Here is a 23,399-nt window from a genome sequence, read left to right on the forward strand (position 1 = left end):
GTTTGCCTTTCTCCTGCGGTAACGCCCCCTCGCTTCCCTTCGGCGGCAGGTCGTCGAAAGGCATGGGAGAAACGCTTCGCGTTTGCCTTTCTCCTACTTATATCTTCTGAGAATCTGTTTACTTGCAATTACAGTCTGGATTTCTCCTGTACCGCCGGAAATACGTGTGATTCTCAAATCACGGTAAATGCGGCTGACACGGCTTCCGCAGAATCCGATTCCTGCCATTACCTCATTGCATGGTCAACAACTTCATTGGCTGCTTCTGAACAGTACTGTTTTGCAATAGAAGCCTCTTCTCGCTTTAACATGTCATTATCTTTATTCCATGCAAAATGCAGAAGCATATCGCGCATGGAGTAAATCCGCATAGCCATTTCCATAATATGATTCTGTATTAACTGCAGTTTTCCGATTTCTTTTCCAAATGCAATTCTCTGGTTCGCATAGCGGCAGGCATCTTCATATGCGCAGAGAGCCTGGCCATAAACGTTGAACGCATCAGTCAGACGTTCATAAGCAAAGCCTCTGGAAGTAGCCAGCAATCCGTTTCCTTCGGTGCTTAACATGTCTTTTTCTTCAATTTCCACATTGTCAAACCAGATATCATTTACATTTTCCATATGAAGGCCCATGGTCTCCATTGGCTCTTTCTTGCAGTTCGGCACATTAGCAGGTACAAACCAGAGGGTAAGCTGTTCCGGATTCTCGCTGTTTTTAGCCAGTGTCAGGCAGTAATCAAAACAGCGGCATAAATTTGTCAACCTGCTCTTTGGTTCCGTTTTCCAGAAGGGCGTCTGCCTTTACATGATCCCAAAACAGATATACCGGGGCGCCGCATCTTCCAAGGGCTTCCATCACCAGAAACATGGTAACGGCTCCCTCTCCGTCTCCTCCTGCTTCTTCCGGTAAAAACATACTGAAGCAGCCCAGCTCTTTCAAAATGTCCCAGAATTTTTCCGGATGCTCATGATTCTTGTCACAGTCCTGAAAATAATTTTCCAGATTCTCCCGTGTCAGTGCTTCCCCAATTGCCTGTACCATCAGTTCCTGTTCCTCTGTAATTATGAAATCCATAAAAATTTCCTCCTTATATTTTTATTATTTTCTGACAGAACATCCTTTCCTCCGCCAGTTTTATTCTGTTTCCTGTCCTGTTTTCCAGTCCGCCGGATAAATTTATTTTCCCTGCCAGTTAGGCTGACGTTTCTCAGGGAACGCTCTGGGCCCTTCTGTTGCGTCTTCTGTTTTTTCAATATAATCCCGGCAGCGATTGCAGAAACGCTGTACATCTTCCTGAGATACCTGCGGTGCAATGTGGAAAATCTCTTTGGTGAGACGCAGAGAAATGGGTGCGTTTTTAGCGATGGTCCGGGCCAGTTCCATAGCCTTATCCATTACCTGGTCCGCCGGAACCACGTAAATTTACCAGTCCCACTTCATATGCCCGCTGCGCGGAAATCAGTTTTCCGGTCAGGCACATTTCAGCCGCAATTTTCTGGGGAATCAGTTTGGGCAGACGGATTAAACCGCCGCTGGTTGCCAGAAGCTCTACTTTTACCTCGGAAAGTCCGAACCGTGCATGGTCTGCCGCCACAATCAGATCACAGGATACTGCAATTTCCAGTCCTCCTGCCACAGCGGCACCGTTTGCCGCACAGATAATCGGCTTTGCCCTGACACGTTCTGTAATTCCTGCAAATCCATGCTCCATAATGGTCTGGCATCCGCCGTTTTCATCGTAAGCGCTTAAATCTTCCCCTGTGCAGAAGCTCTTCTCTCCTGCTCCGGGTAATAATAATGCAGCCCACTTCCGGGTCTTTTTCCGCATGATTCAGCACTTCCTCCATCATGGCGGAAGTTTCCGGGTCAATGGCATTTCTGCGCTCGTTCCGGTTAATTGTCACAATCAGCACACCGTCTTTTAATTCTGTCAGTACCTTTTTATTTTCCATTTTCCCGGAACTGATTGTTGTGCCGGGCGTATCCGGCCAGGTGCAGCATATCGGCGGCATCAACAAGTCAAAAGTCCTTGTTGCCATCAACAAAGATAAGGCCGCGCCCGTTTTCAAAAATGCGGATTTTGGTCAGGCAGGCCGCCAACCTGCTTGTAAACTCTGGGATACAAAAAGACGATTTTGTGGCTCTGCACATGCACAACCGGCCGGAATATCTGGTCTGCCGGCCGGCAATCACCCAAATCGTCTCCGTCCCTGTCAACGAGCATTTTCAGGCAGCAGAATGCAGCTATATCATCCAGAAATGCGGCATCTCCCATTTAATTGCAGAACCCTGCTCCATCGGGATATATCTGGAGCTTTATGAGAAATTAAACCTCCGGACTCTGATACTGGCAGGCAAAGAATCTGATGATCCCGGAGTGGTATCCCTGAACTCCGCCATGGAACAGCAGCCGGATACGTTGCGGACACAGACAGCCGTATGCTTCGAAGATGCCGCTGTCATCCTGTTCACATCGGGAACCACCCGTTATCCCAAAGGGGTAGTTTGCACCCACTGCAACCTCATTTACGGCGGGCTGCAGCCCCTGTCATCTGTACCGGAAGCACCCTGAATGTCCTTAATGAACCGTACCCTGCTGATGCAGCCGGTTCAGCCCTGGGAAAAGAATCACTGCCTGAAACAGATTTATTTTTCCATGGGCCTCAGCGACGAAAAAAAAGAGGCCTTTGAAGAACGGTTTCATGTGAGGCTCCTGAACTCCTGCGGTATGACGGAAACTGTTTCCGCAGTAACCTGCGTGCCGCCCTGGGGCGACCAGCACTGGCCCTCCGTGGGCCGCCCCGCCCTTTCTTACGAAATTAAAATTGTGGATGAACAGGGCAACACTCTCCCTCCAGGAACCGAAGGGGAAATCTGTGTTCACGGTGTACCCGGACGCTCTCTGGTACAGGGCTATTATCAGAATGAAGAAGCCACCAGACGCCTTTTGGATGACGAAGGCTGGTTTCATTCCGGCGACTGGGTTTATCTGGATGAAGAGGGCTGGCTCTTTTTTCCGGGACGCTGTGGTCACATTATCAAACGCTCCGGAGAAAACATCAGCTGTACAGAAGTGGAATGTGTCCTGACCTCCCACCCCATGATTTCCGATGCCACCGTAATCGGCGTGCCTGACCCCATCCGCAGGCAGGCAATAAATGCTTTCATCCAGCTGAGCGAAAAGGAAACTCTGACCAAAGAGGACATTTTCAGTTACTGCGAAATTGTTGTGCTTTCCAGGGGCCCGGCACAGGCAAAAAATGCCTTAAAGGAATGCCTTGCCATTGCGGCTGACAAAGCATATCTCCTTACCGGCCGACCGGGCATTCGGCGGTTCTGACACACTGGCCACCAGCTATATTCTCTCTCAGGCCATCCGCCACATAGAGACACTGGAGGAAAACTTTGACCTGATTTTCTGCGGAAAAACAGGCCATTGACGGCGATACCGCACAGGTTGGCCCTGAAATTGCAGAACATCCGGGCCTTCCTCAGATTACATACGGGCTGGAAGCCTCCGTGGAAGACGGAAAAATCATTGTAAAAAAAGAAGTGGAAGAAGGCGTACAGGTAATTACCGCCTCCATGCCCTGCCTTGTGACTTACACCAAACCTTCCTAGGATCCCGGATATCCTGCCCTGAAACGGAAAATGGCTGCCAATCGGGCAGAAATTCCTGACATTACCGCTGCAGACCTGACCGAAATCAATCTGGAACAGGCTGGCTTAAAAGGCTCACCGAAAAAAGTCGGCCTTGAGCTTTTAAACCCTGGCAAAGATATGGCAAAAAAACAGGGCGGCGCACTGGTAGCCATTGTAATCGGCTGCAACGTGGGCACTTCTGTGGAAGCTGCTTCCCGTCATGGCGCTGATACTGTCATTGCAGTAGACGGAGAAGAGTTCAGAGAATATTCCACCGACGCCTATACCATTGCCATTACCAGACTGGTAGAAAAATACGGCCCCACCAGCATGTTAATCGGCGCCACCAACAATGGCCGGGATCTGGGCCCCAGAATTGCATGCCGCCTTCACACCGGCTTGACCGCAGACTGTACTGCTCTTGATATTGACAGCGAAACCGGAAATGTGGCATGGACCCGTCCTGCTTTCGGCGGAAATCTGATGGCAACCATTATGTGTCCGGAACACCGTCCTCAGATGGGTACTGTTCGCCCCGGCGTATTTAAAATGACAGAACCCTCCGATAACAAGGCCAGCGTAATCAACGAAACTATTTCCGTTCCTTCTGAAGATATCCGTACGCAGGTACTGGAATTAATCCGGGAACTGGATGCGGAAACGGTAGATCTGGAAGGTGCACAGATTATTGTATCCGGCGGCCGCGGCGTGAAAGGTCCGGAAGGATTTGAGCCCATCCGGGCACTGGCAGAAGTTCTGGGCGGCACAGTAGGCGCTTCCCGCGCAGCTGTGGACTCCGGCTGGATTCCCCATGCTCACCAGGTTGGACAGACCGGTAAAACCGTAGGCCCAAAACTCTACATTGCCTGCGGAATTTCAGGCGCCATCCAGCACCTGGCCGGTATGAGCAGTTCTGACCGCATTATCGCCATCAACAAAGACCCGGATGCACCGATTTTCGGTGTGGCCGACTATGGTGTCGTAGGGGATCTGTTTGAGGTACTGCCCGTATTAACAGAAGCAGTCCGAAAAGCAAAATCTTAATTACTTATACTTATCATAGCTCCTGATTCATTACATATATCAAAATCGGAAACTGATATTTTCGATTCTGCTCCACCTGACAGATTTAAGGCCCCACAGCTTACGCCATGGGGCCTTAAATTATTCATTCTCTGCTTTTGATTCAGCAGGGATTTCCTCCACCGCCTCAGATCCCTCTGCCGCTGTCGGTATATCCTCCGCCGGATATTTCTCCGCTTTCCGGAACTTTGTCAGAAATGTCTCCTTTTTCTCTAACAGCGCCTGCTGTTTTTCTGATTTTACTCTGGATTTCCGGTTTTTCCGTACTTCCCTCCTGGCAGTCTTTTCAATTTCCCGCAGCGTATCCTTCGCTTCTCCCACTTTCTGCTTCTCTTTCCGATAGGGATTATAGCAGAAATAAGCGGCTGTCCCCGTTACAAGGACGCAGAGACCGAATATTGCCAGAACCAGCAATATCATATGATATTCCGGATAGTTCAGCTCAAAACAGACAAATACCACCATCATAAGGGGAAACATCAAAAGATACAGCGTCTTACAGAGTATATCCATCAGTTTTCCTCTTTTTTTCTCCTGAGTCAGAAGCGCCCCCTCAATTCCGGTAAAAGCAATCATAAACAGACAGATCTGTGACTGAAATCCATGGAGCACGCCGCACAGTACCACCAGTACCACGGACAGCAGAAACAGAGAGAAGGCACATCCCTGATAATAGGCGTTGCGGTACTCCCGGATTCCCTGCAGCTTATCTTCTGTAATGCCGTACATGGCGTAAACCTGCGCATTCATATGTTCCTGAATTTCCTGATTGTATTTCCGGGCCTCTCTGGTCCGTTCCAGATTATTCTCCACTGACTGGTTCAGCCGGTCCAGTACATCCTGCTCCTGACGGAGCTGCTCAAACAGCGCATCCTCCGCTTCCCGCTGTTTCTGAATCTGACTGTATATCCACTCTGTTTTCTGTATTCTCAGATTTTCCTGCTTCTGTTCCTGTTCTCCCATCTTCTTTCCTCTCTGCGTAAGACCTTGTGGTTAAACTGCCGTGCGGGTTCCTGCGTACTTTAATTTTTTCTTTGTATCTCCGCTTCAGAGAGCTTTCTTCCAGCAGGCGGCTGTATTCCGCTTCCCGTTTCCATTTCTTTTTCCGTTCTGCCTTTACCTGATATAATTCTTCCTCTGTGGGACCGGAAAAACCGTCATCTCCCAGGCCAGACCTGCCGCAGGAAAACGCTCTGTATGTCTGATAAAAAGAAAAACTGCTGTCCGGAATATCTTTTTCCCCGGATTTTTTCATATGAAAGCAGTTCAAAACACTCCGTTCTTTATGTTCTGTTACTTTATATCCAGTCTCCATCTTTCATTCCCCTTCCTGTTTCTGTTTATATCGGCAGAAAACAGAAAAGCATTTTGCTGTTTACCCGTTTTTTTCCAGTTCCTCCCAGGGAATTTCCCGCTCTCTGAAATAATATTTTCTGTCGTGCTCGTTGATTTCCCTCATGACCCGGCAGGGATTTCCCACTGCAATCACATCGGAAGGAATGTCTTTTGTGACTACGCTTCCGGCTCCGATGACTGAATGATCTCCGATGGAAACTCCCGGCATAATCACCGCCCCAGCTCCAATCCAGCAGTTCCTGCCAATGTGAACCGGCATATTATACTGATAAAGCTGTTCCCGAAGTTCCGGCAATATGGGGTGTCCTGCGGTGGCAATGGTAACATTGGGCCCGATCATGGTATAATCCCCAATGTATATGTGTGTGTCATCCACACAGGTTAAATGATAATTCACATAAACCATTTTTCCGAAGTGACAGTGTTTTCCTCCGAAATTTGCATAAAAAGGCGCTTCAATATACACGCCTTCCCCGCAGTCTCCCAACATGTCTCTGAGCATTTCAGCCCGTTTCTCCGATTCTGAGGGCCTGGTCAGGTTGTACTCATACAGTTTATCCTGACAGACCACCTGCTCACTTATAATTTCTTCATCCCCCGGCAAATACAGTTCTCCGGTATGCAGTTTTTCTTTCATCCCGCCCATGGCAGCTACCTCCCAGACAAATTTTCCTGAAATACTTCTCCCCGCCGCAGATTTTCCCTCCTGTCATCCCATACAGCGCATATGCCAGTCCATCTGCAGCAATCCCATACATCACAGTATTCTTTCTGTACTTTCACAACTCACGTTTCCTTAATACTATCATACAAACATTCTCTTTTCAACACCGCCTGTAAATATGGTATTATTAAAGAAATACAAAGAAAGATTCAGAAAGGAAGCATAAAATGAACACAGCTATTACAGAAGAAAAAAACGGATTTTCCATACGGATGGCCAGAGCCGACGATGTTACCAATTATTACGAACAAAATTATTGCCCCCTGGACAGGGAAGTGGCACGTCTGACAGGCTGCAAAGAAAACTTTACGAAAGAAGAAGTGACTTCTTTTTTCCTGAAATCCCTGGAAGAAGACGACAGATATTTCTTTTTAATTATCGCGCCCGACGGAAGGATTATCGGTGAAAGTGTAATCAATGAAATCGACTGGAATCTGCGCAGCGCTAATTTCCGTATCTGCCTTTATCACACGACAGAGCGGGGAAAAGGAATCGGAACCTGGGCTACGGAAGTAACCCGTGACTTTGCATTTGAAAAACTGAAGCTGCATCGTCTGGAGCTGGATGTTTATTCTTTTAATCCAGGAGCAGAAAAAACTTACTTAAAAGCCGGTTTCCGGCGGGAGGGTGTTTTGAGAGATGCTGTTATGGATGGCGCCATGTATGCAGATGACATTCTGATGTCAATTTTAGAAGACGAATGGAGAGCGTTAAAGGAACAGTAACACAAAGCTCCTTTTAGCGGATAAAAATATACAAAGGAAAATGATAAATCTGAAGATTTTCATGAACTGTGTAAAAAGGAAGGGCTGGAATACTGAGCACCAGACAGGCCCTTGTGAAATTCCGGGCCGCAAATCACGCCCCGCGGCCTGTTTTCTCTATCTGAAGCACTTAATCGTAATGCCCGGACCGGAATCGAACTGTAGCGGATCTTCTCAGACACTGACAGAAAGGAGGGGTCCGAAGTCCTCTGACGTATGTACATGCAGGGTGCTTACAATTACTATTTATATAAATCTTTTCTTAATTCTTCTAAAAGTCTATTGAAACTCTCCTCATCTACATTCTTTATAAATTCCTGTGTATTTTCTATAACTTTATTATTTTTTGTAATCAAATATAATTTAGGAATAGCCATCTTCAAGTCATTCATGGCATTTTTTATATTTTCTTCGTCAGATAACTCTTGTATATTATAGCTTATCACTCCTAAGGAATATTTTGCTTCTTCAGGATATAAAACAATTTGTGCAAATATAATAATTGAATCATAAACTCGTTTTTTTTCGTTAAAAATATATTGTCTTTTTTCTTGTAATGGGTTAAAAATCAATACAGATAGCACTAATGTAATCACCGATGAACCAAGTATACTTATTATGATTGATAAAATATTATTTACATCCATAAAATTTTCTCATCCCCCTAAATATCGTGTTGAAATCACACCCAAACACTTCCGTCAATCCAACCAGCAAACTCACTGTCGGATTCTGTTTCCCTGTTTCTATCTTCGAATAGGAATACACCGAAATCTCTACACCCAGTAACTGTAATCTTGCAATTACATCTGTCTGCTTTAAGCCTTTTTCCATTCTAAGATTCTGTATATTTTCACCAATACTGATATCATTTACCTGTATTACTCTGCTCTCTTTTTTCATCCGCACACCTCGTTATCTGTATTTTATCCATAACGAGATTTTTCTAGTTGCGTCAGAGCGCAAGTTATTATATAATCATACTATGGGGAGGAATACATATTGAAAAAAGAGCTTTTTAAAGACCTGCTATTTCAAATACTGAATGAAAATGACACTTTTCTAAAAAACATTGAATTAGACGATACAAATGATACACTTATCATTCAATGCATAGACGGGAGTAAATTCTCACTGCATATCCATGAGCCTTTCTCCCAGTTTTTGATACAAGATTTCACTATCAACCATGCTTATTTGGAAAATTACAACAATCAGAAGTCTGCATATCTGGATGAGGTAAACATGTTGGCACAGGAGAATCCTTTTGTCTTCCTCATATTCATCGTCATTCTAAAACTTTCTGAACTGGATATCATATCAGAACAAAATGCACATAATCTAATGACAAAACTACAACCTCATGCACAGGAATTAAAAGAACAATGGAACAGAACTATCTGCCACTAAAAAAAGCTGGAACCCTCCAGCTTTTTCCACTATTTCTTTCCCTTTTTATTTTTTCTACCATAGCTTTTAATGTCCTATCTGATGCTTTCCGAATCAGCTAGCCTAACTTTTTGTAATATACATAATCTGCCAATTCCCAGTAATGCTAATTCCTCCATACATATATCTGGATTATCCGGTTTAAATGTACACGTTCCAGCTTTTCATCCCCATTTTTTCTGGTAATTATCGCCTTTGCCCGTAAGTTTTCCACTGTTTCATAATATCCGTTATATCCACAATAGAATCATTCCGCTTCTCAAATGTTTCTTTTCTTAAATCATCTGCTTCTCTCCTCGCAATAAAAAATCATTCTCATCGGCAAGTAAAGGATACAAATACACATGAATCTGAAATAAAAAAATACATACATGTACATACACTTTTCCAAAAAGAAAAATGCCCAAACCCTTGATTTATAAGGATTTGAAGCACTTAATCGTAATGCCGCAGACCGGAATCGAACCGGTACGATGTCGCCACCACAGGATTTTAAGTCCTGCGCGTCTGCCAGTTCCGCCACTGCGGCATAAAAATATTCGCTATTTGTTTCATTATACGAAAAGGATTCGAACCGCTTTGGTTTTTCCCTCTGCTTTCTTGAATGGATGGAGAAGGATTCGAACCGCTTTGGTTTTTCCCTCTGCTTTCTTGAATAGATGTCTGCTTTCTTGAATGGATGGAGAAGGATTCGAACCTTCGAAGGCGTCGCCAACAGATTTACAGTCTGCCCCCTTTGGCCACTCGGGAATCCATCCATAATACAGGAACCGCATGATTGCCTGTCCTGACAATAATGTATTATAGCATATGATTTTTCCACATGCAAGACTAATCTTAAAATATCTTTCTAAAATTACAGCAAAATATTACCGGGCCGCTCCGGGCAACTGTAATCACAGAATCCGGAACAGCCCGGTATGACTGCTCTGACGCTACAGGTTTTTCAAAATCACCGCACAGTTGGGCGGAAGGGTGAGCTTAATCCGTCCGTTATGCACCTCATGAATCACGGAAGCGGTAGAATAACCCTCCGGCGTGGTGAACATAATCTGTTCCAGTCTGGTTTCCCGTTCCAGTCCCGCAGGCCAGACCCTCCATTCCATTTCACGGGACACATAATCATTATTGATCACAATGATAAACTGCTGATAACGGTTGAACCGTCCATAACACATCACCTGGTAATCTCCGCCTAAAAATTTCAGAGACCCGGTCCGCAGCGCTTCGTACTGCTTATGAATCCGGATAATATCCCTGTGAAACTCCAGCAGTTCCTGGTCTTCTCTGCCCCAGGGATACGTTCTGCGGTTATCCGGATCGGTAAAGCCAACTGCCCCGGCCTCATCTCCATAATAAATGGTGGGCGCTCCCGGCCAGGTCATCTGTACCACCACGGCTTCTTTCATCACACCTTTGTTGGTTCCCTCCCCTGCCGCAGCGCTTCCCAGGGCATCCACCCGTCCTACCTTATGATTGGTACGGGTCAGGAACCTGGAATGGTCATGATTGGACAGCTCATTCATGGCACATTGCAGAGAAGGAGTCATAAAGCGGGTCATATAATAATTCATGGCGCCTTCAAAATTCTGGAAATTCCCCAGCATATCCTGCCGATAGCCGTCACTGTGCTTTTCCATACCGGTGAGGAACCAGGTCAGGGGTTCCATAAAGGCATCGTAATTCATCACCGTATCCCACTGGTCTCCCCGCAGCCATTCCACCGGGTCACCGTAATGTTCCGCCAGCACAATGGCCTCCGGATTGGCTTCCTTTACCGCATTCCGGAAATCCCGCCAGAACTGATGGTTAAATTCCACAGAATGGCCCAGGTCTGCCGCCACATCCAGACGCCAGCCATCTGCATTGTAAGGAGGAGATACCCATTTCTTTCCGATTTCCAGAATATAATCGTACAGTTCCTGAGAGCCTTCATAATTCAGCTTGGGCAGCGTATCATGCCCCCACCAGCCGTCATATGTCTTATTGTAAGGCCAGCAGTTCTCATCATGGAACTGAAAGAAATTCCGGTAAGGACTGTCCTCGGAAATATAAGCTCCGGTGGCATATCCCACTTCCTTTTCATAAATCAGTTCCCGGTCCAGCCATTTATTAAAAGAACCGCAGTGATTGAATACACCATCCAGTATCACTCGCATACCCCGTCTGTGAGCCTCTGCCACCAGACAGGCAAACAGTTCATTACTGGCCTCCAGATTCTTAACGTCAGAAACACGCTTAATATACCTGGTGGCCTTTGCATTATCTGTTTCTCCCGGAGGCAGTTCTTCCCCTCCGTCTTCAATAATCACACCGTAATGAGGATCAATATAGTCGTAATCCTGTATGTCATATTTATGGTTGGAAGGCGAGACAAACAGGGGATTAAAATACAGAACCTCGACGCCAAGATCCTGCAGATAATTCAGTTTTTTCATAACTCCCGCCAGATCGCCGCCGTAAAATTCGCCCACGCCAAAATTTTCCGGACATTTATCCCAGTCATCCACACCCTGGCTGTATACCTTGATATAGTAGTATTCATTGGTCTTTACATCATTGGAAGTATCTCCATTGCAAAAACGATCCACCAGTATCTGATACATTACGGCTCCCTTTGCCCAGTCAGGTGTGGAAAATCCCGGCACAATGGCAAAAGCATATTCCGGCCTTACCTGAGGCGTCACTCCCATCCGATCGTAATAACAGTGGAGCATGCCTGCTGCTATTTCAAAATAATACCGGTACTCTGACGTCTCAAGCTGCACTTCTGTACGGTAGTAGTCAAATTCCCCTCTGGTTTCCTCTTTCTTCATGGGAATTTTTCTCTGTTCTGTGCACAGCCATACAATATCCACATTATTTTTGGCTGTCCGGAAAGTAAGGGTGACCTTTTCATTTTCTCCCGGTTCCGGAGGATTTCTGTAATCCCTGGTACCGTCTGAAAACAATGCGTGCTTGCGCAGCAGCGGGCGCATCTGCATCATATACTGCTGCCTCTGATTCAGTTCATAAATGGAATATTTGCTCATGGTTATACCTCTTTTTTATCATAACTGGCAATATTTTCACGAGTTTCCTACCATGGTTTCATTTCATCTGATGCAGGCAATCCAAAAGATTTCCTGCTATGTAAAAAAGGCAGCTTTTTCACGGCTGCCTTTTTTAGGAGAAGGTATTTTTACTATGGGGTGTAGCAAAAACTATATAATGTATTGGGGGGTTTTTACAGTAATTATAGTACCATAAAACCTCCAATAAGTGTGCACAAACTTCACAAAAATTGCAACCTGTTTTTATAAGATTTGTACAGTACCATTTGCCTATCCCTCTGGATTTCCATAGTAATTTTGCACAATTTACCCTTCAAATAAGGCTTCAAACTCATCCCGGCTGATTTTTTCCTTTTCCAGAAGAAGATCCGCGCATTTGTGAAGAATCTTCTCATGCTCCAGCAGAATACTTCTGGATTTCTGATAGCATTCGTCAATAATGCGCTTGATTTCCTGGTCAATGACTCCGGCGATATTTTCTCCGTAAGACCTGGTATGGGCCAGATCCCTTCCGATAAACACTTCGTCGTCTTCGTTGTCGTAATTAATCAGACCCACATGCTCTGACATACCGTATTTGGTTACCATGGCTTTTGCCACACTGGTAGCCTGTTTGATATCCTGAGAAGCTCCTGTGGTAATATCATCAAAAATCAGTTCTTCCGCCACTCTGCCGCCCAGATCCACAATAATTTCCTGCAGCATCCGGCCTTTGGTATTAAACATCTCTTCCCGCTCCGGCAGGGGCATGGTATAGCCTGCCGCTCCCACGCCGGTGGGTATAATAGATACGGAATACACCGGGCCCACATCCGGCAGCACATGGAACAGAATCGCATGGCCTGCTTCATGATAGGCTGTAATCCGCTTCTCTTTGTCTGTGATAATCCTGCTTCGCTTCTCCGAGCCGATTCCCACTTTTACAAAGGATTTTCGGATATCTCCCTGAATTATATATCCCCTGTCTTCTTTTGCCGCATAAATAGCCGCCTCATTCAGAAGATTTTCCAGATCCGCTCCGGTAAACCCTGCAGTGGTCTGGGCAATCTGTTTCAGATCCACATCATCTCCCAGGGGTTTGTTCTGGGCATGAACTTTCAGAATTTCCTCACGTCCGCCAATATCCGGCCTTCCCACATGAACCTTTCGGTCAAACCGGCCGGGACGCATAATGGCAGGATCCAGAATATCCACACGGTTGGTAGCCGCCATCACAATAATTCCTTCGTTGACGCCAAAACCGTCCATTTCCACCAGAAGCTGGTTCAGGGTCTGCTCCCGTTCGTCATGTCCGCCGCCCATTCCGGTGCCCCGGCGTCTGGCCACTGCGTCAATTTCATCAATAAATACGATACAGGGTGCATTTTTCTTGGCTTCCTCAAACAAATCACGGACACGGGATGCCCCCACGCCCACAAACATCTCCACGAAATCAGAACCGGAAATGCTGAAAAAGGGCACGCCTGCCTCTCCGGCCACAGCCTTGGCCAGCAGCGTTTTACCGGTTCCCGGAGGCCCCACCAAAAGAACCCCCTTGGGAATTCTGGCTCCCAGCTTCGTATATTTTCTGGGCGCCCGCAGAAAATCCACCAGTTCTTCCAGTTCCTCTTTTTCCTCTTTCAGGCCTGCCACACTTCCAAACGTCACTTTTTTATTCTCGTCAGTGGTCATTTTGGCCCGGCTCTTGCCAAAATTCATCATTTTGCTTCCGCCTCCGGAAGCCGCTGATGCGTGATTGGTCATCATAATATAGAAAACAAACAGTACAGCAAACAAAATCAGAGTGGGAAGTATGGAAATCAGCCAGTTTTCCTCCGGCATCTCCTTCACCACATAATCTGCAAAATCATAGGATTTCATGGTTTCCTGCAATGTATTGATATCCGATACATACAGCACTTTCCCGCCGCCTTTGCCGGAATCTCCTTTCAGCGTTACATCCGCCTGGCCGCTGGGTACTTCCCGGTTCTGGGAAACCACCACTGACACCACATTTTCACTTTTCAGATCCTGTTCAAACTGTGCATAAGTATACAGGCCATTCTGCCCGAAACCGGAGGAACTGTCCCGCAGAATCCAGAGCAGCGCCAGAACGGCGATGGCTGCAAGATACAATCCAAACGCCCGGTTGCGTTTCTGTGCATTCATATTTCTTATGCCTCCTCTCTCATTGACTGTCTTTTTTAATCATTTATTTCTACTACTCCCACATAGGGAAGATTTCTGTAATGCTGCATATAATCAAGGCCATAGCCCACCACGAATTCATCCGGTATCTCAAATCCGGTATAATCTACATGCACATCTGTCACCCGGCGTTCCGGCTTATCCAGTAATGTGCACAGTTTCAGGCTTTTGGGCTTCCTGCTCTTCAGATTCTCCAGTAAATAGCTTAACGTCCTGCCGGAATCCACAATATCTTCCACCACCAGTACATGCTTTCCTTCAATGGCTTCATCCAGATCCTTGATGACTTTTACCACACCGCTGGATTTGGTGTGATTGCCATAGCTGGAAACGGACATAAAATCAAGGGAGACCGGCACCGTCAGCCTTTTTGCAAGCTGGCAGGTAAAAAACACTCCGCCTTTGAGCACGCTGACCAGATGAACTTCCTCCCCGTTATAATATTCACTGATTTCTTTTCCCATCTCACAGATTCTTTTTTCCACTTCTTCTTCTGAAATTAGCACACGAACTTTCTCACTCACAAATATTTCCTCCATATACCCGTATCTCAAGAATTCTTCTGGTGTCCTCTGTCACTTTTACATCTTCGCCAAGCCTGCTGCCGATCACCCAGACCACATGGGTCTCGTCTGTAAGCAGCAGCATATGTTCCCGCTTCGGCCCCGGTATTTTTTCATCAATGAAAAATTTTTTCAGTTTTTTTCGTCTGCCCTCCGGGCCAATCACCAGAAAATCTTTTTCCCGACGTGTTCTTAACAGCATGGTGCCTTTTATTTTATCATAGTCCAGCCATTTCGTATACATCTTTTTGGGAATTTCTTCATTTTGAAGATTATTTTCCAGTATTCGGGTGTGTATTTCATATCCCCGGAAAGGAATTTTCAGAATTCCTTCCGGCGGCAGTATCCAGGTTTCCTTTGCATCCCATACAGCACAGGATTTTTCATCGGATATTTCCTTCTCCTTTTTAAGCTCCACTCCGTCATAGGTCCGCACTCCTTCCACCCCGCAGGGAAAAGAAAGTTTCCTGCCCGTCTGCTTTTCAAACAGTTCCCGCAGACTCTGTACATGGCGCCCGGAAATATCCCGGCTGCTGCCTGCGGTTTCCGCCAGGGCCTTGTGCAGAAGGGATTTCTGCAGAACCGGTTTTTCCTCTGTTATCTTCCCGGAAATACATACGGTCTGCAAATCCCGGCGGATGTATCTGTCCTTTCTTTCTTCTGTCAGCTCCCGCACCAGCGCCTCTGCCTCCGCCGCCTGTTGCGCCGCCTGGTTCATATGGGCCACAGCCTCAGAATTGATTTCCTCCAGCACCGGCAAAATCTGATGCCTGACTCTATTTCTGGTATAATCCAGTGTTTCGTTTGTTTTGTCCTGGCAGAATATCTGGCCTTCTGCCGCCAGAAATGCTTCGATTTCTCTGCGCTTTACACACAGCAGCGGGCGGATAATGTTATCACGCACAGGGGGGATTCCGCACAGGCCTTTAAGCCCCGTACCCCGTGCCAGATGAAACAGTATGGTTTCCGCACAGTCATTCTGATTGTGGGCCACTGCAATTTTGTCAGCTCTGAATATTTCGGCTGCCTGCTCAAAAAAGCCATACCGCAGAATTCTGGCTCCTTCCTCCACTGTCATTTTATGTGCCCTGGCATATTCCATTGCCTGGCAATGGAATATTTTACAGGGAATCCGGTGCTGCCTGCAGATTTCTTCCACAAAACATGCATCTTTCCTGCTGTTCTCTCCCCGGATTCCGTGTTCCACATGGACTGCGCACAGGCGGATTTTCCCGGCCTGTGCCAGTTCCTGCAGGATCAGCAGCAGACAGACGGAATCCGCACCGCCGGACACCGCTGCCAGAATACAGTCTCCCTCCTCTGCCATATGATGTTCTTTCATAAAAGCCATGATTCTCTTCTGCATTTATTTCTCCCAGATTCCTGCCACCAGCACCGTCATGTCGTCCGGTACCTTTCCCGCAGTAAACAGTAAAATTCGTTCCAGTATCTGTTTGGCCATCTGGCCGGGATTATTTGTCTCCACAGTTTCCAGAATTTCCTGCATGGCGTCCTCAGGCACGGGCACATGCAGATCGTCCAGCACTCCGTCTGTGACCTGCACCACAAAATCTCCGTCCTTCAGCTGCCTGCTGGTTTTTTCAATCTCAAGCTGCTGAAAAATTCCCGCCGGAAGGCTGCCCGATGAAATACACTCCACTTCCTCGCCCCGTTTGATAAAGGTGGCGGCAGCGCCGATTTTATAAAAATCACAGATTCCCGTATATAAGTCAATGGCTGCCAGGTCCACCGTGGAAAACATCCCTTCCTCTCCCTGGATCACCATGGCGGAATTCATCATGCGGATTGCCGTCTCCTTCCGAAATCCCGCTTCCAGAAACTTCTCTATTAACTCTATCACCATTTCGCTTTCCTTACAAGCATTGATTCCGGAACCCATTCCGTCTGACAGTGCCATCACGCATTCCCCGCCTTCCAGTTCCAGAAAAGAAAAACTGTCTCCCGACACCTGAGCCCCGTCCCTGGTAAGCCGGGCCACCCCCTGCAGGGCATGATACAGAGTGTCTTCCTCGAAAGTCAGAAAATTTTCTTCTTTTCCAATCAGGGAACGGATGTATTTCCCTGGAACCATGTCTCGCCGCAGTCCCTGGCTGATTCCTTTTGCCAGTTCTTTCACTGGCACGCAGTTTCCCCATTTGGACGCGGCTCTCATCTGCAGAGACAGTTTCCCGTTCTGTCTCTCGTACAGGCGAATTTCACTGGCTGTAATTCCCCGCTCTTTCAGCCTGTATTTCACAGAGCTCAGAAGTTTGCTTTCCTGCCGGCTCACATCTTTATATTCTGTGGCGCAGTCCTCCATAATATAGGCCATGGCGTCTAACTGTTCCGCAATAATCCCTCTGTTTTCCAGCAGACGGTTATACCAGGCCAGATTCAGCTTTGCCTTTTCAAATACGCCCACCGCTTCTTCTATGATGCTGGCAGACCAGGGGCAGCAGTCCGCCAGTTCCCGGTGCAGTTCTTCTTCCGCACTGCCTCTTTTTTCGATGGAATGAAAAAGACGGAAAAAAAGCTCGTACATGGGACTGGTATCCTCCTGCCAGCAGATGGCGCACTGGTCGCAGGACATACAGATTTTTCCGGCAATTTCCTGCTGCATTTTTCCCATTTCCTCCGGCTCAAAATTACTTTTAAAATTTTCCATCCGGGAAAAAATCTGGGACAGGCCGCTGAAAGACTGAGCGTAAGTCTGGAGTTTTTCTCCATGTTCCGGGGCTGTCTGCCCGGTCCCCTGCTGCCCCTCCCCGCCAGAAAACCTCCATTCCAGAAATCCATGGAGTATGGGGGACAGCACCAGCACCATACCGCACACCAGTACGGATTCCAGAATTCCCATCCACACCACGGTCCGGTTGCGCACCTGCATCAGCTCACCTGCCATCGTCAGCAGGAACACGCTGACTCCCGCAGCGCCTGCCCCCACATACGTGCGGCAGCTTTTGCTGGCCCACTCCACCAGACGTATTACCACCGCTGTCACCAGGAGTACCATGGTATATTTGGCCATTGCCTGCACCGGCACAAACAATGCCATGCCAAAAATACTGAAAATCAAAAGCAGCGTACGGTTCACTTCTTCCATATAGCAGGCTGTGAAAAACCCCGGTATCAGAGGATAGCACCCCGCAAATGCTCCTCTTGCCGCCAGCATTGCCAGTCCATACAGCCCGATTTCTTTCCATCTCGTTCCCATTCTTTTTGTTCCAGTCATATCTCATCCTCCTTTTTGTCCGGCGTCTGTGTCTGTACCGGACGTGCAGGAGTTATTATAAAAAGGAGCGGCTGAAATGTTTGTCAAACCAGGGACAGGTTTTCAAAAACTTTTAGACAAAAAGCCCCTTAGAACCACTGCTTATGGCGATTCTAAGGGGCTTATGCTTTTTAGGAAATTCATGACTGCCCTTCATCACTGTACTGGCAGGCGCTCAGGCAAATGCTATTCTCCCTCTGCTGTTTTCTCCTTGAAAATAATCTCATTGGAGTAAACAAGTCCGAGTCTGGTCTTTGCCACCTGCTCTATGTATTCTTTGGTACCTACATACTCTTCATACTCTTTCAGTTCACCCTGCCGGATCTGTTCCGTCTCAAGCTGAGCCTGAAGCTCTGCTTCCTGCGCTCTGTAAGATTCATTCCGCTGGTACACAGATACAATCTGCACGGACATGACTCCGATTAAGGTGAAGACAATCAGCGTAATGCATATGATGCTGGACTTATTCTGTTTCCTTCTTCTCCTCAGCCGGGTTCTCTCCGCACCTGACTTCCGTGCTCTTTCACGTTTTCCCATATAATAACCTTTCCCTGACTGCAGCCGCTCCCGTTTCCGGACAGTGCTCCGGCGAACGGCAGCTTACAATTTGCATAATCCTATTCTAACTGCTTTCCATATTTTTTTCAATTGTTTTTTCAAAAACCTCAGGACTTTTTTCGTCCTTTTTTTCACAACTCCTGCCGGCCGCTTCAGTACACGGGCTGTCCACACCAGAGGCCGGCTCAGGGCAAAGAGTATTTTTTCCAGCAGAAACACGCTTCCTTTTACCACCCAGGAGCTGAACAGCAGGTTATAAAACAGCATTCCCACCATCACTCCGCCGATTACAAATCCCCGGATATAGCCGCTGTTTTCCCGGTACAGCATGGCAAACAGCGCAACTGCACTGCCAATCCAGAACAGCAGGTCCTCCGCCCCTGTCATCCAGGATTTATGGGAAATCAGCCTTCGGATAATGCGAAGCAGATCATATACAAATAACAGTATCATTCCGGTAAGGAAAGAGGCCAGCAATACGTCTGCTTCCTTCAGGATTCCTTCACTTATCTGCATTACCTGAACAGTCTTCCCAGAAAAGATTCACCCTGTCTGGAGGAGGGCTTCATATCCGAGTAGGTCAGACTGTCGATTTTTCCCTCAATATCTATCTCCCCCTTTTCCAGTGTCAGGCGGTTTACATGAAGGTCATTTCCTTTTATCATCAGCATACCCAGCTCTGTTTCCAGCAGAATTTCTCCCACATCAAAGGAAAGCACATCTATCACTCCGTTTAACACTCCGTTTTTACGGTTGGATATTACAATCTTATGGCTGCCTCCCGCCGCTTTTTCTTCCATTCAAAAACCTCCTTCCATATTTCCGGGACTATGGATGTCCTTTTTAAATATATGAAGGAGGGACCGTTTTATGCGTATAATTACAGATATTTGAACAATTCTTTTGCTTCCTCTTTCCGGCTGGTATCCTGTACCGCCAGAACTTCCACTTTTACATTTTTTGTGCCGAAACCAATGTCAATCACGTCTCCCGGCTTTACATCCAGGGAGGCTTTGGCCACTTTTCCGTTTACCGATACCCGGCCTGCGTCGCAGGCCTCATTTGCCACGGTTCTTCGCTTAATCAGACGTGACACCTTTAAAAATTTATCCAGTCTCATAATTTTTTCCTTTCAAAAGAGTGCGCAGTGCGATAAGAGCTTTTTTATTCTATGGAAAGACACTTTTGCGCGTTAGCGTGACAGGGTCTTTCCTGTAGAATAATAAAAGGGCTTTCCTGAGAAAGCCCTCCGTAATGTCATAAACTTAATTATGCGTTAATCATATCTTTTAAAGCCTTGCCTGCCTTAAATTTAGGTGCTTTGGACGCCGGGATTACCATTTCTGCACCGCTCTGAGGATTCCTTCCGGTTCTTGCTGCTCTTTCGGAAACCTCAAAGGTACCGAATCCAACCAACTGAATTTTTTCTCCTTTTTGTAATTCTTCTGTAACTACATCAGTAAATGCCTTTAATGCTTTCTCTGCGTCCTTTCTGGACAATTCCGCTTTTTCAGACATGGCTGCAATCAATTCTGCTTTGTTCATGACAATATTCCTCCTCTGGATTCTTACTTGTTTATTATGGTTCGGGTCTGTAAAGGTACACATCATGCTTTCTCTTTTCCGATTTTAACGACTTTTCCTGCCGCCCTGTACAGGCGAAAATTTCCCACTTTCAGGATGAAATACCTTTTCAGGATTACCCACACACATATTTATACTTGTTTTTATAATGTTTGTCAAGAAAAATTCCACATTTCAGAGGATTTACAGCATTTTATCAATCATGGCCAGCACTTCTTTTCCCAGTTTTTCTGATTTTTCATCTGCCTCGGCAAGGGAAGCGCCTTTTACGCCATAATAAAATTTCACCTTTGGCTCAGTGCCGGAAGGTCTGACGCACACCCATGCGTCGTCTGTCAGATCATAATAGAGCACATTGGAGGAAGGAAGCCCGGTGGGTACTTCTTTGCCCTCTGCCAGATTCTGAATGGTGCCTTTCTTATAATCTCTTGCGGAAACAACCTGATACCCGCCGATTTCTGCCGGTGTATTTTCTCTTAAGGTATTCATGATTTCCTGAATCTTCTCCAGCCCTTCAATTCCTTTCAGGGTGATGGCTTTTACATCATCTTTGTAATAGCCATAACGCTCATACATGGCAATCATGGCATCCCAGAGAGTCATATTTCTGGTCTTGTAATAAGCAGCCGCTTCACATAATGTCATGGAAGCCACTACCGCATCCTTGTCTCTTGCGTAGGTTCCGGTGAGGCAGCCATAACTTTCTTCCATACCAAACAGATAGGTTCCCTTTCCGGTATTTTCAAATTCCAGTATCTTCTGGCCGATGAACTTGAATCCGGTAAGCACTTCAACCAGGGCAATGCCATAGTATTTTGCAATGGCGTCTGCCATATTGGTGGACACAATAGACTTGATAAAGGCGCCGTCTGCAGGAAGGCCTCCCTGTTCCTTTCTCTGGCTGATTACATAATCTCCAATCAGACAGCCGGACATATTTCCGGTAAGGCTGTGATACTCTCCCGTTTTGGAATCCTTCACATACACGCCAAGACGGTCTGCATCCGGGTCTGTAGCCAGAATCAGGTCTGCATTTACTTCTTTGCCCAGCTTTAAGCCCAGCTGGAAGGCTTCTTCTGACTCCGGATTCGGGTAGCTGACTGTGGGGAATTCTCCGTCCGGCAGCTCCTGCTCCGGCACTACATATACATGCTCAAAGCCCAGCTCCTTCAATACACGGCGCACCGGGATATTTCCGGTTCCATGAAGGGGGGAGTATACAATCTTCATATCCTTTGCCACTGCGTCAATGCAGTCCTGACGTAAAACCAGGCTCTTTAACTCTTCAATATAGGGATCGTCAATATCTGTTCCAATGGTAACGTAAAGGCCTGCCTTTTTGGCCTCATCCTTGTCCATGGTCTTTACAGACGCATAATCGGTAACTTTCTTTACCTCATCCATGATGCCTTTGTCATGGGGCGGTGTAATCTGGGCGCCGTCCTCCCAGTAAACTTTGTATCCGTTGTATTCCGGAGGATTATGGCTTGCGGTAATATTGATACCTGCAATACATCCCAGTCTGCGCACCGCATAGGACAGTTCCGGTGTGGGCCTCAAAGATTCAAACACATATGCTTTGATTCCGTTTGCAGCAAGGCACAATGCGGCTTCATCTGCAAATTCCGGTGACATTCTGCGGGAATCGTATGCGATTGCCACGCCTTTGGCCTGTCCATTTACAGATGCAATATAATTTGCAAGCCCCTGGGTTGCCTTGCGCACCGTATAAATATTCATGCGGTTGGTACCGGCTCCAATCACGCCGCGAAGCCCGGCTGTACCAAACTCCAGATCCATGTAAAAACGTTCTTCTATCTCTTTTGCATCTTCTGCAATTCCCTGTAATTCTGCTTTGGTCGCTTCATCAAAATACGGGTTATTCAACCACTCCTGGTACATTTCCTTGTAATCCATGTTAATCCTCCTCGTTCTGCTTTTGCTGTTTTTCCTTTTTCTGGAAATAAGCTACTCTTATCATACTTCATGGAATGATTTTTCTCAACTGTTTTTTGAAAAACGGTAACAGTTCATCCGCTTAATTTCCGGAACCTGAGGCGTTATCGGGTGTTACATTGTTTTTGTTATTATTGTTATTATTATTGTTGGACGTTGCGATGGTCTCATCCGAGCTTTTATCGCTGAGCTTAATGGTCAGTTCCGCGGTTTTGGAATTGACAATCAGAATTCTGCTCCACTTCTCATATCCGTCGGCTTCTGCAGTCAGCCGGTGGGTTCCATAGCGCACTTCCACTGCCTTGCTGATATCTATCCGTTTTCCGTCCAGGTATACGCTTGCGTTTTCCGGCTCCACTTTAAAACGGATCTGACAGGATTTCGGCCCCTCGCCTTTCAGTTCATCCAGATTCACCAGTGTTTCCTGATTGGCCTCCACTTGGATTTCCCGGCTTCCTCCATATCCGTCATTGGCAACAGACAGAAGATAGGTCCCCTCCGGCACCTCAATCCGCATCTGGGGCGTAATCTTCATGGAAAGGAGGTTTCCAATGGTAATATATCCGCCCTGGAATACTTCCGTATTCTGCAGCGCCACCGTTCCATGGCCTGCCTTAACCTGAATGGTGTAAATCTGTCTGTCTGCTCCTTTCAGACATATGGTATCCTGTTCGCTGATGTCTGACAGAGCAATTTTACTGTTATTGTGAAAAACCCCCACATTGTCGTCAAAAAAGTATGTGGTGCCGCCCACGCTCAATGTCTGCATTTTCCTGTCCAGTGAAAAATTATGCAGGTCATCATAGGAAAATACTTCATTGGAAATCTGCACATCCGTCAGCGTTTCTCCTTTCCGCTCAATGGTTACCAGCTCTCCGGCCGAAATCTGGTCAATGGTCAGATTATCCCCGTATTTTCCTCTGATATAAGTGGCGCCTGTATAATTAAAGGGTTTTTCACGGGTGGTTTCATGGTCCTGCAGAGTCATGATTTTCCGTTCTGAATCAATGGCTGTCACAATGTACAGCTTTCCGTCATCCTTAGGAACCTCCACCTCCTCAAGGCCCAGTTCTTCATTGTCCTTTCTTCCCGTGTAGGCTTCGCTGCCGTCTGTGATTTTCTTCTGGCCGGTTCCGCAGCCTGCCAGCAAAAAAAGCAGCAGCAGAATCCAGCTGATACGGTATATTTTTTTCTTTTGCACGCTTA

29 protein-coding genes and 2 tRNA genes are annotated in these 23,399 nt (G+C 46.7%); 6 read left to right on the forward strand and 25 right to left on the reverse strand.

Going from position 1 to position 23,399, the window contains the following annotated elements; all coding sequences use genetic code 11:
• Positions 1-93 precede the first annotated feature (93 nt).
• The 6 genes from C805_RS27375 to C805_RS27215 form a co-directional block, all read right to left on the reverse strand.
• The gene (locus C805_RS27375; RefSeq protein WP_016216026.1) at positions 94-228 is read right to left on the reverse strand and encodes an acyl-CoA dehydrogenase family protein; all 135 of its coding nucleotides are present in this window, start codon (positions 226-228) and stop codon (positions 94-96) included.
• A complete protein-coding gene (locus C805_RS27380; protein WP_256379643.1) occupies positions 228-764 on the reverse strand; it encodes an acyl-CoA dehydrogenase family protein in 537 nt (178 codons plus the stop codon). Before C805_RS27380 ends, C805_RS27375 begins: the two co-directional genes overlap by 1 nt.
• A complete protein-coding gene (locus C805_RS27210; RefSeq protein ID WP_016216028.1) occupies positions 739-1,077 on the reverse strand; it encodes an acyl-CoA dehydrogenase family protein in 339 nt (112 codons plus the stop codon). Before C805_RS27210 ends, C805_RS27380 begins: the two co-directional genes overlap by 26 nt.
• A gap of 102 nt (positions 1,078-1,179) precedes the next feature.
• Complete coding sequence (locus C805_RS27385) at positions 1,180-1,398, reverse strand: enoyl-CoA hydratase-related protein (RefSeq protein ID WP_016216029.1); 219 nt, start codon at positions 1,396-1,398, stop codon at positions 1,180-1,182.
• Positions 1,391-1,831: an enoyl-CoA hydratase-related protein gene (locus tag C805_RS21015; protein WP_016216030.1), complete on the reverse strand. Its 441-nt coding sequence runs from the start codon at positions 1,829-1,831 to the stop codon at positions 1,391-1,393. The genes C805_RS27385 and C805_RS21015 overlap by 8 nt, the downstream gene beginning before the upstream one ends.
• Positions 1,737-2,042: an enoyl-CoA hydratase/isomerase family protein gene (locus C805_RS27215; RefSeq protein ID WP_371197682.1), complete on the reverse strand. Its 306-nt coding sequence runs from the start codon at positions 2,040-2,042 to the stop codon at positions 1,737-1,739. The genes C805_RS21015 and C805_RS27215 overlap by 95 nt, the downstream gene beginning before the upstream one ends.
• A gap of 32 nt (positions 2,043-2,074) precedes the next feature.
• On the opposite strand from C805_RS27215, the gene C805_RS25470 reads away from it, so the two are divergent.
• The 4 genes from C805_RS25470 to C805_RS21030 all read left to right on the forward strand — a co-directional run bounded on the left by C805_RS25470 (position 2,075) and on the right by C805_RS21030 (position 4,689).
• On the forward strand, positions 2,075-2,575 hold the full coding sequence (locus tag C805_RS25470; protein ID WP_016216031.1) for an AMP-binding protein: 501 nt from the start codon (positions 2,075-2,077) through the stop codon (positions 2,573-2,575).
• Positions 2,576-3,343: an AMP-binding protein gene (locus C805_RS26845; RefSeq protein WP_016216032.1), complete on the forward strand. Its 768-nt coding sequence runs from the start codon at positions 2,576-2,578 to the stop codon at positions 3,341-3,343. It begins immediately after the preceding gene.
• Between the two features lie 95 nt (positions 3,344-3,438).
• Entirely contained in the window at positions 3,439-3,624 is a 186-nt protein-coding gene (locus tag C805_RS26545) for an adenine nucleotide alpha hydrolase family protein (RefSeq protein WP_155957664.1), read from the forward strand.
• Positions 3,625-3,654: 30 nt separating this feature from the next.
• A complete protein-coding gene (locus C805_RS21030) occupies positions 3,655-4,689 on the forward strand; it encodes an electron transfer flavoprotein subunit alpha/FixB family protein (protein ID WP_016216033.1) in 1,035 nt (344 codons plus the stop codon).
• A 120-nt stretch (positions 4,690-4,809) separates the two neighbouring features.
• On the opposite strand, the gene C805_RS0106415 is transcribed toward C805_RS21030, so the two are convergent.
• The 3 genes from C805_RS0106415 to C805_RS21035 are packed head-to-tail and all read right to left on the reverse strand — an operon-like array spanning position 4,810 to position 6,730.
• Positions 4,810-5,691, reverse strand: a complete 882-nt coding sequence (locus tag C805_RS0106415; RefSeq protein WP_016216034.1) for a hypothetical protein — start codon at positions 5,689-5,691, stop codon at positions 4,810-4,812.
• Complete coding sequence (locus tag C805_RS0106420) at positions 5,588-6,043, reverse strand: hypothetical protein (protein WP_031201615.1); 456 nt, start codon at positions 6,041-6,043, stop codon at positions 5,588-5,590. The genes C805_RS0106415 and C805_RS0106420 overlap by 104 nt, the downstream gene beginning before the upstream one ends.
• Positions 6,044-6,103: 60 nt before the next feature.
• A complete protein-coding gene (locus tag C805_RS21035; RefSeq protein WP_016216035.1) occupies positions 6,104-6,730 on the reverse strand; it encodes a sugar O-acetyltransferase in 627 nt (208 codons plus the stop codon).
• A gap of 245 nt (positions 6,731-6,975) precedes the next feature.
• On the opposite strand from C805_RS21035, the gene C805_RS21040 reads away from it, so the two are divergent.
• A complete protein-coding gene (locus C805_RS21040; protein ID WP_016216036.1) occupies positions 6,976-7,533 on the forward strand; it encodes a GNAT family N-acetyltransferase in 558 nt (185 codons plus the stop codon).
• 281 nt (positions 7,534-7,814) lie between these two features.
• Here C805_RS21040 and C805_RS21045 read toward each other — a convergent pair whose 3' ends face one another.
• Positions 7,815-8,219, reverse strand: coding sequence for a hypothetical protein (locus tag C805_RS21045; protein ID WP_016216037.1), 405 nt, complete (start codon positions 8,217-8,219; stop codon positions 7,815-7,817).
• Entirely contained in the window at positions 8,206-8,475 is a 270-nt protein-coding gene (locus C805_RS21050) for a helix-turn-helix domain-containing protein (protein ID WP_016216038.1), read from the reverse strand. The genes C805_RS21045 and C805_RS21050 overlap by 14 nt, the downstream gene beginning before the upstream one ends.
• A gap of 99 nt (positions 8,476-8,574) precedes the next feature.
• Here C805_RS21050 and C805_RS21055 point away from each other — a divergent pair, with 99 nt between their 5' ends.
• The gene (locus tag C805_RS21055) at positions 8,575-8,982 is read left to right on the forward strand and encodes a hypothetical protein (protein WP_016216039.1); all 408 of its coding nucleotides are present in this window, start codon (positions 8,575-8,577) and stop codon (positions 8,980-8,982) included.
• Between the two features lie 484 nt (positions 8,983-9,466).
• Here C805_RS21055 and C805_RS21060 read toward each other — a convergent pair.
• The 14 genes from C805_RS21060 to C805_RS21125 form a co-directional block, all read right to left on the reverse strand.
• A tRNA-Leu gene (locus tag C805_RS21060) sits at positions 9,467-9,550 on the reverse strand.
• Positions 9,551-9,697: 147 nt separating this feature from the next.
• A tRNA-Tyr gene (locus C805_RS21065) sits at positions 9,698-9,779 on the reverse strand.
• Positions 9,780-9,956: 177 nt separating this feature from the next.
• A complete protein-coding gene (locus tag C805_RS21070) occupies positions 9,957-12,053 on the reverse strand; it encodes a glycoside hydrolase family 13 protein (protein WP_016216040.1) in 2,097 nt (698 codons plus the stop codon).
• Between the two features lie 327 nt (positions 12,054-12,380).
• Positions 12,381-14,222: an ATP-dependent zinc metalloprotease FtsH gene (gene ftsH / locus C805_RS21075; RefSeq protein ID WP_016216041.1), complete on the reverse strand. Its 1,842-nt coding sequence runs from the start codon at positions 14,220-14,222 to the stop codon at positions 12,381-12,383.
• Positions 14,223-14,257: 35 nt separating this feature from the next.
• Positions 14,258-14,785, reverse strand: a complete 528-nt coding sequence (gene hpt, locus C805_RS21080) for a hypoxanthine phosphoribosyltransferase (RefSeq protein ID WP_016216042.1) — start codon at positions 14,783-14,785, stop codon at positions 14,258-14,260.
• Entirely contained in the window at positions 14,778-16,190 is a 1,413-nt protein-coding gene (tilS, locus tag C805_RS21085) for a tRNA lysidine(34) synthetase TilS (RefSeq protein ID WP_016216043.1), read from the reverse strand. The genes hpt and tilS overlap by 8 nt, the downstream gene beginning before the upstream one ends.
• A complete protein-coding gene (locus tag C805_RS21090; protein ID WP_016216044.1) occupies positions 16,191-18,056 on the reverse strand; it encodes a SpoIIE family protein phosphatase in 1,866 nt (621 codons plus the stop codon). It lies immediately after the preceding gene.
• Between the two features lie 225 nt (positions 18,057-18,281).
• On the reverse strand, positions 18,282-18,632 hold the full coding sequence (locus C805_RS21095) for an FtsB family cell division protein (RefSeq protein ID WP_016216045.1): 351 nt from the start codon (positions 18,630-18,632) through the stop codon (positions 18,282-18,284).
• Between the two features lie 63 nt (positions 18,633-18,695).
• Positions 18,696-19,169, reverse strand: coding sequence for a spore cortex biosynthesis protein YabQ (gene yabQ, locus C805_RS21100; RefSeq protein WP_016216046.1), 474 nt, complete (start codon positions 19,167-19,169; stop codon positions 18,696-18,698).
• Complete coding sequence (gene yabP, locus C805_RS21105; protein WP_016216047.1) at positions 19,169-19,453, reverse strand: sporulation protein YabP; 285 nt, start codon at positions 19,451-19,453, stop codon at positions 19,169-19,171. Before yabP ends, yabQ begins: the two co-directional genes overlap by 1 nt.
• An 80-nt stretch (positions 19,454-19,533) precedes the next feature.
• Positions 19,534-19,773, reverse strand: coding sequence for an RNA-binding S4 domain-containing protein (locus tag C805_RS21110; protein WP_016216048.1), 240 nt, complete (start codon positions 19,771-19,773; stop codon positions 19,534-19,536).
• Positions 19,774-19,922: 149 nt separating this feature from the next.
• Positions 19,923-20,264, reverse strand: a complete 342-nt coding sequence (locus tag C805_RS21115; RefSeq protein ID WP_371197672.1) for an HU family DNA-binding protein — start codon at positions 20,262-20,264, stop codon at positions 19,923-19,925.
• Between the two features lie 156 nt (positions 20,265-20,420).
• Complete coding sequence (locus C805_RS21120) at positions 20,421-22,154, reverse strand: phospho-sugar mutase (protein ID WP_016216050.1); 1,734 nt, start codon at positions 22,152-22,154, stop codon at positions 20,421-20,423.
• 121 nt (positions 22,155-22,275) lie between these two features.
• Entirely contained in the window at positions 22,276-23,394 is a 1,119-nt protein-coding gene (locus C805_RS21125; RefSeq protein WP_016216051.1) for a PEGA domain-containing protein, read from the reverse strand.
• Between the last annotated feature and the right edge of the window lie 5 nt (positions 23,395-23,399).

The sequence above is a fragment of the Eubacterium sp. 14-2 genome (assembly GCF_000403845.2).
In the GTDB taxonomy this organism is placed as follows: Bacteria; Bacillota; Clostridia; order Lachnospirales; family Lachnospiraceae; genus Petralouisia.